This window comes from uncultured Capnocytophaga sp. (assembly GCF_938029845.1).
Lineage (GTDB): Bacteria > Bacteroidota > Bacteroidia > Flavobacteriales > Flavobacteriaceae > Capnocytophaga.
On the sequence record NZ_CALHGG010000164.1, the window covers coordinates 1 to 9935 of the forward strand.

General features: G+C 39.3%; 10 protein-coding genes. 9 read left to right on the forward strand and 1 reads right to left on the reverse strand.

Annotated features, from left to right (window positions below; genetic code table 11):
• The first annotated feature begins 54 nt into the window (after positions 1 to 54).
• The 8 genes from Q0625_RS12255 (at position 55) to Q0625_RS12290 (ending at position 7367) form a co-directional block, all read left to right on the forward strand.
• A complete protein-coding gene (locus Q0625_RS12255; RefSeq protein ID WP_298827783.1) occupies positions 55 to 327 on the forward strand; it encodes an HU family DNA-binding protein in 273 nt (90 codons plus the stop codon).
• Positions 328 to 489: 162 nt separating this feature from the next.
• A complete protein-coding gene (locus tag Q0625_RS12260; protein ID WP_298827785.1) occupies positions 490 to 1488 on the forward strand; it encodes a VWA domain-containing protein in 999 nt (332 codons plus the stop codon).
• On the forward strand, positions 1485 to 2519 hold the full coding sequence (locus tag Q0625_RS12265; RefSeq protein WP_298827788.1) for a VWA domain-containing protein: 1035 nt from the start codon (positions 1485 to 1487) through the stop codon (positions 2517 to 2519). The genes Q0625_RS12260 and Q0625_RS12265 overlap by 4 nt, the downstream gene beginning before the upstream one ends.
• Before the next feature lie 78 nt (positions 2520 to 2597).
• Entirely contained in the window at positions 2598 to 3677 is a 1080-nt protein-coding gene (locus Q0625_RS12270; RefSeq protein WP_298827790.1) for an efflux RND transporter periplasmic adaptor subunit, read from the forward strand.
• Positions 3661 to 4320: an ABC transporter ATP-binding protein gene (locus tag Q0625_RS12275; RefSeq protein ID WP_298827792.1), complete on the forward strand. Its 660-nt coding sequence runs from the start codon at positions 3661 to 3663 to the stop codon at positions 4318 to 4320. Before Q0625_RS12270 ends, Q0625_RS12275 begins: the two co-directional genes overlap by 17 nt.
• 122 nt (positions 4321 to 4442) lie before the next feature.
• Positions 4443 to 4955, forward strand: coding sequence for an adenine phosphoribosyltransferase (locus tag Q0625_RS12280; protein WP_298827807.1), 513 nt, complete (start codon positions 4443 to 4445; stop codon positions 4953 to 4955).
• Between the two features lie 2 nt (positions 4956 to 4957).
• On the forward strand, positions 4958 to 6148 hold the full coding sequence (locus tag Q0625_RS12285) for a C1 family peptidase (protein ID WP_298827795.1): 1191 nt from the start codon (positions 4958 to 4960) through the stop codon (positions 6146 to 6148).
• Between the two features lie 25 nt (positions 6149 to 6173).
• Positions 6174 to 7367 (forward strand): C1 family peptidase, encoded by a 1194-nt coding sequence (locus Q0625_RS12290; protein WP_298827798.1) that lies wholly within the window; start codon positions 6174 to 6176, stop codon positions 7365 to 7367.
• A 124-nt stretch (positions 7368 to 7491) separates the two neighbouring features.
• On the opposite strand, the gene Q0625_RS12295 is transcribed toward Q0625_RS12290, so the two are convergent.
• Positions 7492 to 7863, reverse strand: a complete 372-nt coding sequence (locus Q0625_RS12295) for a DUF4293 domain-containing protein (protein ID WP_298827801.1) — start codon at positions 7861 to 7863, stop codon at positions 7492 to 7494.
• Between the two features lie 242 nt (positions 7864 to 8105).
• Between Q0625_RS12295 and rho the strand changes: the two genes are divergently transcribed.
• Positions 8106 to 9929, forward strand: coding sequence for a transcription termination factor Rho (gene rho, locus Q0625_RS12300; RefSeq protein ID WP_298827804.1), 1824 nt, complete (start codon positions 8106 to 8108; stop codon positions 9927 to 9929).
• Positions 9930 to 9935 lie beyond the last annotated feature (6 nt).

The window sequence follows — 9935 nt, forward strand, 5'->3', positions numbered from 1 at the left end:
TCTCAATAAAAACCTTACTTTTGTACTGTATTTAACGATTTAAGTATTTATTTTATGAACAAGACAGAACTCATCGACGCAATTGCACAAGAGGCTGGACTTTCAAAAGCCGATGCAAAAAAGGCCTTAGAAGCTTTTTTAGCAACTGTAGAAAAAACCTTGAAAAAAGGAGATAAAATCTCTTTGGTAGGATTTGGTTCTTGGTCAGTGACTGAGAAGGCTGCTCGCGAAGGAAGAAATCCTCAAACAGGTAAGACCATCAGTATCCCTGCTAAAAAAGTAGTAAAGTTCAAAGCAGGAACTGAACTATCTAATGCAGTAAACTAATTTAAAATAGTTTTGTAAAACTAAAGGCTGTCCCCTTGTGGGGGTAGCCTTTTTCTTTTGGGAGCTTGTTCTACATAAAAAAATCTTCTTTTTCTGTTGAAAACTTCCGAAAAAATTAGTAACTTTGAGCCTTGAAAGCATGTATGTTTTTGAAGATTAAAAATGAAAGATATCACCTTTGAGAATCCCCAATTTTTTTGGCTTTTCTTGCTCTTTCCACTGTTGATACTCTGGCAGTGGTTTAGGCGAAAGAAGGAAATGCCCTCTGTACTTTTTTCTTCGTTGCAAGTGGTACAACCATTGCACACTTGGCGTACTACCCTGCGCCCTATCCTATATGTACTTCGATGCTTAGCATTGGCAGCCCTTATTGTGGCTTTGGCGCGCCCACGCTCTTCTTCTGAAATTACCAAGACGAAAACTACCGAAGGGATTGATATCATCCTTTCTATTGATATGTCCTCCAGTATGCTCGCCAAAGACCTTAAACCCAATAGGATAGAAGCCCTTAAGCGGGTGGCTTCTCACTTTATAGAGCAGCGTGCCTCTGACCGTATAGGTATTGTCGTTTATTCAGGAGAGAGTTATACCAAGGTGCCTGCTACCACTGATAAGTCGGTAGTGCTTCAAGCGCTTAAGGATATTAAGCAGGGAGAAATAGAGGATGGTACTGCCATAGGAATGGGGTTAGGGACAGCCATTAACCGACTAAAGGATAGTAAGACCAAAAGCAAGGTAATTATTCTAATGACCGATGGGGTAAATAATACAGGGGTGATAGACCCCCTTAGTGCTGCCGAGTTGGCCAAAGAGTATGGCATACGCGTTTATACTATTGGGATAGGTACCAATGGTAAAGCACTTTCCCCTGTGGCCTATAACCCTGACGGCTCATTACAGTATGATATGGTACCCGTGGAGATAGACGAAAGACTCCTTACTCAGATAGCAGAAGCCACAGGCGGACACTATTTTAGAGCAACAGATAACCAGAAATTGGCACAGATATATACTGAAATAGATAAGTTAGAAAAATCGAAAATAGAAGAACTCAAGTACTACCAACACAAAGAAAATTTCCGCTTATGGGCACTCTTAGCCTTGATTCTCTTGGCTGCTGAGTTCGGATTGCGACACACTGTTTTTAGAAGTTTTGTATGATACACCTTGAAGAAAAAATATATTTTTACCTATTGCTCTTGCTCCCACTTTTTACCCTACTCTATGTAGGGGTACAGCTATGGAAAGCAAGGGCGGTGAGGCGATTTGCAGAGAAAACGACTTTTTCACGTTTGGCTTCAGAAACCTCTTATTTCAAGCCTTGGGTGAAGTTTGTTTTTTTTATTCTTATATTCTCCTTTATCGTAATAGGGCTAGTGAATCCCAAAGTAGGAACTAAGCTCGAGACGGTCAAGCGCGAAGGGGTGGATATAGTATTTGCTATCGATGTCTCCAAGAGTATGCTTGCTGAGGATGTGAAGCCTAATCGTATAGAAAAGGCGAAGCATATTATCTCCCAAGTCATAGAACAATTACATGGAGACAGAGTAGCCTTTGTGCCCTATGCAGCACAGGCTTACCCACAACTGCCACTAACATCGGATTATTCAGCAGCTAAGATATTTCTTGAAGGAATCAATACCAATATGCTCTCCTCCCAAGGGACTGCTATAAGGGAAGCTATACAAACGGCGATAGATTACTTTCAGGACTCTGGGCAGGCTTCTAAAATCCTTATTATCCTCTCTGATGGGGAAGACCATGAGCAGGGAGTAGGCGAGGTGATCCAAGAGGTCAATGATAAGGGTATTCGTATCTTTACCATTGGTTTGGGAACGGCACAAGGGGGTACTATTCCTATTACTGAAAATGGACAGACCCTCCCCAAAAGAGATAAAGATGGGCAAGTGGTGATCACCAAGCTCAATCAACCCCTTTTAGAGGAAATAGCACAGGGGGCATCGGGTAAGTATTTTGACGGTACCAATACTCGTGAGGTGTTGGACAATATAAAAAAGGCCTTGGACAATATTGAGAAGAACGAGTATGAGTCTCAGGTGTTTTCCGATTACAAAGACCAATTCCAATGGTTCTTAGCCATCGCTTTTGTTTTATTGTTGATAGATATTTTTATCTCTTACAAAAAAACCTCTTGGGTGAGAAAACTTAATCTCTTTGGAGAAAAGCAGTAAGTTAGCGGTCAGCGACTATAGCCCTTAAATTCTAATAACCTTAAATAATTCAAAATTCAAAATTCAAAACATAGTTTTATGAAAAGAAAAAAAACACTCTTTATCTTTTTAGCCATAGTGGTCTTGGGAGTGGTAGCCTTCTTCTGGTTTAATACCCCCAACGCACAAGTGCAAGAGCATTCCATAAGTATAGAGAATCGAGATATTAGTGAAGAGATTTATATCCCTGGTAATGTATATCCTGTTAAGGAAATAGAACTCAAGTCCCAACTCTCAGGAGTTTTGGACAAAATATTTGTCAAAATAGGTGATGTGGTACAAGAAGGCGCTCCTGTGGCTTCTATTAGCCTTGTACCTAGTACCTTAGAGCTGGAACGTTTGGAGAATAATGTCAAGATGGCACAGATAAACTTTGATGCGGCCAAGCTTTCCTATGAACGCTCTAAAAAACTCTTTGAAGCACAGACTATTTCCAAAGCCAATATGGAAACCGCAGAAAGAGAATATGGTACAGCCAAGGAACAACTTCTATCGGCTCAGAACCAATTAGCAATCCAGAAAACAGGCAAAGTGATAGGAAAGAGTGAGACCTCCAATATTGTAAAGTCTAGTATTTCAGGTACAGTCATAGACTTACCCCTACAAGAAGGGGCTTCAGTAATTGAACGTAACACCCTCAATTCAGGGATAACTGTGGCTATCTTGGCAAAGATGGGTCAGTTTGTTTTCCGTACCCAGCTAGCGGAACAGTATTTGGAGAATATACATTTGGGAGATAGTATCTCTCTGGCTTTCAATGCTTACAAAGACCTTAAGACTACTGCTAAAATTACTAAAATATCCTCCAAAGGTACTTTGGAAAATGGGATAATGAAATATACCCTGGAAGCAGAGTTTCCTGTAAATGCACAAATGCCTGTAATCCGTTCTGGTTATTCAGCAACTGCTGAAATCGTCTTGAATAGTAAGAAGAATGTACCTTCCATTGAGGAAAAATACATTAGTTATAAGAATGATTCGACTTATGTATGGGTGAAGAATGGGATGAACTTGGAGAAAAAGTATATAGAATTGGGAATTTCTGACGGTAAATATACAGAAGTTACTAAAGGATTGACCACTAACGATAAAATTGTTCAAAATGATTCAGCTCAATGATATTAAAAAGGCCTATCACACCGAGTATGACACCCTACAGGTGCTCAAAGGGATCAATCTCACGGTAGAACGGGGTGAAATGGTTTCTATCATGGGGGCTTCTGGTTCAGGCAAATCTACTTTGATGAATATCATAGGCCTATTGGATACTTATGATAGTGGTACTTATTATTTTGATGGACAGGATATGAGTCTTTTGAATGCTGTAGAACGCTCCGCCTATCGCAGTCGAAATATAGGTTTCGTATTCCAAGCGGCCAATCTTATAGCTTATAAGAATGTGGTGGAGAATGTCGCTTTGCCTCTTTTCTACCAACATGTCTCTAAGAAAGAGCGTGAACAGCGTGCCATGGAGAAGCTTGAACCCTTGGGCATAGCCTCTTGGGCAAAGCATTACCCCAATGAACTTTCAGGGGGACAGAAACAACGTGTAGCTATAGCCCGTGCACTTATTGCCAATGCTCCCTTGCTACTGGCAGACGAGCCTACGGGGCAATTGGATTCAAAGACGACTGCCGAGGTGATGCAGATATTCAAGGAGGTAAATGCTCGGGGAACGACTATTATCATTGTAACTCATGAGGAAGATATTGCCGCCCAAACACAACGGATTATCCGCATTGTTGACGGACTCATACAATAATGGTTAATGATTAGTGACGAATGACTAACTATTAATCACATTAATCATTAAATATTAGGTTTTTCCCTTGAAAAAACGTATCTTTGCAGAAAGTATTTTTGAAAACAATTGTAATGAATAATATACAAATACAAGATTTTGTACGAGATATTCTCGATTTTCCTAAGAAAGGGGTAGTATTCAAGGATATTACGCCCCTATTGGCGGATGCCAAAGCAACCGAGGCCGTATTGCAACAACTCTTAGCACCTCTCAAAAATGAGAAGATAGACAAGGTGGCTGCAATAGAGAGTCGCGGTTTCTTTTTTGGAATGCTTCTAGCCCATGCACTTAATGTGGGCTTTGTTCCTATTAGAAAACCAGGTAAACTCCCTGGGAAAATTATAAGTGAGCACTACGACTTAGAGTATGGTAGCAGTAATTTGGAAATACATATGGATGCCATCTCCAAGGGGGAACGTGTACTTTTGCATGACGATGTGCTAGCTACGGGAGGAACAGCACTAGCTGCTACCAAACTTGTAGAACGCTTGGGAGGAGAGATTGTACAGTGTACTTTCCTTATGGAACTTGATTTCTTAAACGGACGAGAAAAATTAAAAAAATACAGTATAAATAGTATTCTAAATTATTAATTATGACAAAGAAAATTCTTTCAGTTCTTGTGCTCATGGGAGCAGGACAGCTCTTTGCACAAGATAACTTGATCAATGCTTTGGCAAACAATCAAGGAAAAGATGTACAAAAGTATTATCAGATTAAGCCTATCTTTGCCTTAGGTGTAACTGATGTTAAAGACCAAGGGCATAGTGGTACTTGCTGGAGCTATACAGGAGCTTCTTTCTTGGAGTCAGAAATGATGAAAAAAGGAAAACAACCTGTGGATTTGTCAGAAATCTATACAGCTCGTAAGGTATATTTGGAAAAAGCCATTAACTACTTGCGTATGCATGGAGCTCTTACTTGGGGAGATGGTGGCGAATTGCACGATGTGATTAATATCTATCGTAAGTATGGCGCTGTACCTCAGTCTGTATATTCAGGGCTTATCAATGGGGCTACCGTTAATAATTTTGACAAAATGCAAAAGGACTTAGAGGGTTACCTCAAGGAAATTGTAGAGAGCGAAAAAGTTCCAGCTAACTGGAAAGAGGTATTTGAACAAAAATTGGATACTTACTTAGGAGCAGTGCCTAAAACTTTCCTCTACAATGGTAAGATGTACGATCCTCAATCTTTTGCTAAGGAAGTGGTAGGCTTACAAGACGAAAAATATATAGAAATGCTCTCAGTGGAACATAAGCCAAAATATCAAAATACCCTTATGGCTGTGCCTGATAACTGGAGCTATGATTATGCTTTCAATGTGAATATGGAGGATATCATCCGCACTATTGATTATGCACTTAGCAAAGGCTATACAGTAGGTTGGGGTGCCGATGTGTCTGAGAAATATTTTAGTTGGAGGAATGGATTGGCCTTAGTACCTGAAAAGGATTACAATGACCTTACAGAGGCAGAACAAAAAGATTATTTCCATGTATATTGGAATGAAAAAGAGATTACTCCTGAATTACGCCAACAAGGTTTTGACAACTACGAGACTACCGATGACCATGCTATGCACATCGTAGGACTTGCCAAAGACCAAAAAGGTAGAGAGTATTATATTGTAAAAAACTCTTGGGGAGCTGATAATGATAACAAAGGGTACTTGTACGTATCTAAGAACTATGTACGTTACAAAACTATGTCTATCTTAGTTAACCAAAAAGGCACTCCTAAGGACTTGCTTAAAAAATACAAAAAAGCAGGTTACATAAGTTAGTGAGCATATCAAAAATTACTATATAATGATAAAAAGATTTTTCTCTGTTCTAGTGCTTATAAGTGCAGGACAGTCCTTTGCACAAGAAAACTTGATTAATGCATTGGCAAGTAATAAAGGGGCAGATATTCAGAAGTACTACCAGATCAAGCCTGTATTAGCTTTGGATGCTACTGATGTGAAAAACCAAGGTTGGAGCGGTACTTGTTGGAGTTATGCAGGTTCGTCTTTCTTGGAATCTGAAGCCTTGAAAAAGAAGAAAAAACCTGTAGACTTGGCCGAGATCTATACAGCACGTAAGATTTACTTGGACAAAGCGATCAATTATGTACGTATGCAGGGAGCGCTTAACTGGGGTGATGGAGGAGAACCTCATGATGTAATCAACAGTTATCGTCGCTATGGTGTCCTTCCACAGTCTGCCTATACAGGGCTTATCAATGGGGCTACCTATAACAATTTTGACGAGATGCAAAAAGACTTGAAGCCTTACTTGGAAGAGCTTGTCAAAATGAAAAAACTCCCAGACAACTGGAAAGAGGTGTTTGAAAAGAAAATGGACGCCTACTTAGGAGAAGTGCCTAAGACTTTCATGTACAATGGAAAAATATATGATGCCCACTCTTTTGCTAAAGAGTATGTAGGTTTGGAAGATGAAAAATACATTGAAATGATCTCCATAGAGGACAAGCCTAAGTATCACAATACCCTTATGGCTGTGCCTGATAACTGGAGCTATGATTATGCCTTCAATGTAAATATGGAGGATCTAATTAGAACCATAGACTATGCCCTCAAAAAAGGCTACACTGTAGGTTGGGAAGCCGATGTGTCTGAAAAATTCTTCAGTTGGCAGAATGGTTTGGCAATCGTTCCTGAAAAGGACTTCGAGAGCCTAAGCCCTGCAGAACAAGAAAACTATTATCACACCTATTGGAAAGAAAAAGTGATTACTCCACAGTTGCGCCAAGAGGCTTTTGATAATTATCAGACCCTTGATGACCACTCTATGCACATTGTAGGACTTGCCAAAGACCAAACAGGTAAGGAATACTATATTGTAAAGAACTCTTGGGGTACAGAAAATGATAACAAAGGTTATTTGTATGCTAGCAAAGACTATGTACGCTACAAAACTATTGCTATCTTAGTCAATCAAAAAGGTGCACCTAAGGATTTGGTAAAGAAATTCAAGAAAGCTCCTTATACAAGTATATAATTTTCTGTTAAACATAGGTTTGAAAAAGACTATCTCTTTTGGAGTAGTCTTTTTTTTGGAACAAGCACAAAAAAACTATCCTACACACAGGGTATAGGATAGCTACACACAAAGTTACTCGGTATTAACGTAGGCGGTCTGCTGATTTTACCAATTCTTCGTCCCTGTGAATGGCACGATTGGCCAAGAACAAAAATACGATAGAAATGAATGGAACTACGAGCTGAACACCTTTCTCAGAAATAGAATTTTCTCCAGATGACTGTAGCACCCTCCACGAGAATACACCCAGTAAAATAAGGTTACTCAATATGTTGATTCTGTTTAGAACAAATTGATTTTGTCGTTTTTTGAAAGCAAATATACTTACTATAGCCAGTAGGGCACTTAGTCCAAAGAGTAATAAGCAAGCCCAATCCCCAAAGCTAAAGAACAAAGCAACTCCACTTATAATGCTGACAATCAGCATATAAATAGTTTGAATACGTTGTATCATTTCATTGATTTAGTGGGGACAAAGATAATAAAAAAAAATTTCATGAAAAAATGTTTTTTCCTAAAAAAAATGTGTATCTTTGCCGTCTCAAATAAGTATTTGAAAATAAAATAGATCACTTGCTCTACAGGTGATATTCTCAAAATATTCCCAACTATATTTTTATAACATCTTTCCAAATAGAATATTTTTTCTATTTTAATCCCCTATATAAAATAAACTCATATCAATCTATTGAATATATGTTTGAAATTTCCGATTTAAAGGAGAAAAAACTTCCTGATTTGCAAGAAATTGCACAATCCCTAGGAATGAAAAAGTTTAAAGCACTCAAAAAAGAAGAGCTTATCTATCGTATTATTGATTTCCAAGCAGAGAACCCTGCCGTTATAGCACCTCAGAAAGAGGTAAAGCCTACAGGAGGGAGCGAGAAAAAGGCTAAACCTGCCAAACAGGTGCCTAAGAGCAAAGAAAATAAAGACAATAGAGAAAAAAAAGAAACTCCCCCCAATACTCCTATAAAGTCCCAAGAGGCACGTCCTAAAAAAGAGAAAAACAAAAAAGATGCTCAACCCAAGGAAAATTCTGTAACCTTGGAAAATAAGGATGCTGCTGCCCCTCAACCTGCTCGCAAACAGTCTGAGAATACAAACAAGGAAAATAAAGGGAAATATTCCCAGAATCAGAATACAAATAATAAGGATAAGAAAGCTAATAATTTCGCTAAAAAAGAGCGTAAGGAAGTTGATTCTTCCCTTTCTGCAAAGAAGGCAGAGACTACCCCAGTAGCAAAAGCAGCTCCTACAGAGCATACTTCCTCTACGGCAGCACCTAATCCACCAGCTCAGCAAAATAATCAGCCTCAGAATCACAACAATACCCCCAAGGCAAATAGCAATGAAAATTTTGATAAGGAGAAGAAGAATCGCTATCGCTCTCCTGATTTTGAGTTTGATGGGATTGTAGAGTGTGAAGGGGTATTCGAATTGATTACTGATGGTTATGGTTTTCTTCGTTCTTCCGACTTTAACTATCTGGCCTCTCCTGATGATATATATGTATCTCCGTCTCAAATTCGCCTTTTTGGACTTCGGACAGGAGATACAGTATTAGGAACAGTACGTCCTCCTAAGGAAGGGGAAAAGTATTATCCACTTATTAAAGTAATAAAAATCAATGGTTGTGATCCGCAATCGGTACGTGATAGAGTAACTTTTGATAACCTCACGCCTATATTTCCCAATGAAAAATTTAATCTTTCAGGGCGTAGGAGCTCCGTCTCTACCCGTATCATAGACCTTTTTGCGCCTATAGGAAAGGGACAACGTGGTATGATTGTTGCTCAGCCTAAAACAGGGAAAACGAGCCTTTTGAAGGATATTGCCAATGCCATATCAGACAATCATCCAGAGGTATACCTTATGGTACTGCTGATAGATGAGCGACCAGAAGAGGTAACTGATATGCAACGTAGCGTACGTGGAGAGATTATTTCCTCTACCTTTGACAAGGAAGCCACCGAACACGTTAAGATTGCTAATATCGTATTGGAAAAAGCCAAACGCTTGGTAGAGTGTGGTCACGATGTAGTAATTCTATTGGATTCTATCACTCGCTTGGCACGAGCTTACAATACCGTACAACCTACCTCAGGTAAGGTGCTCACAGGGGGATTGGATGCCAATGCATTGCACAGACCTAAACGCTTTTTTGGAGCTGCCCGAAATATAGAAAACGGAGGTTCTCTCTCTATTATTGCTACTGCTCTTACTGATACAGGTTCCAAGATGGACGATGTTATCTTTGAAGAATTCAAGGGTACGGGTAACATGGAGTTGCAATTAGACCGCCGTATCGCCAATAAGCGTATTTTCCCTGCTATTGATTTGGTGAACTCTTCTACCCGCCGAGATGATCTCTTACAAGATGAAAAGACACTCCAGCGTATGTGGATTGCTCGTAAGTACCTATCCGATATGAATATAGTAGAGGCTATGGAGTTTATCCAAGATAGAATAAAGAAAACAAAGGACAATGAAGAGTTCCTTATGAGTATGAATGAATAAAAAAAA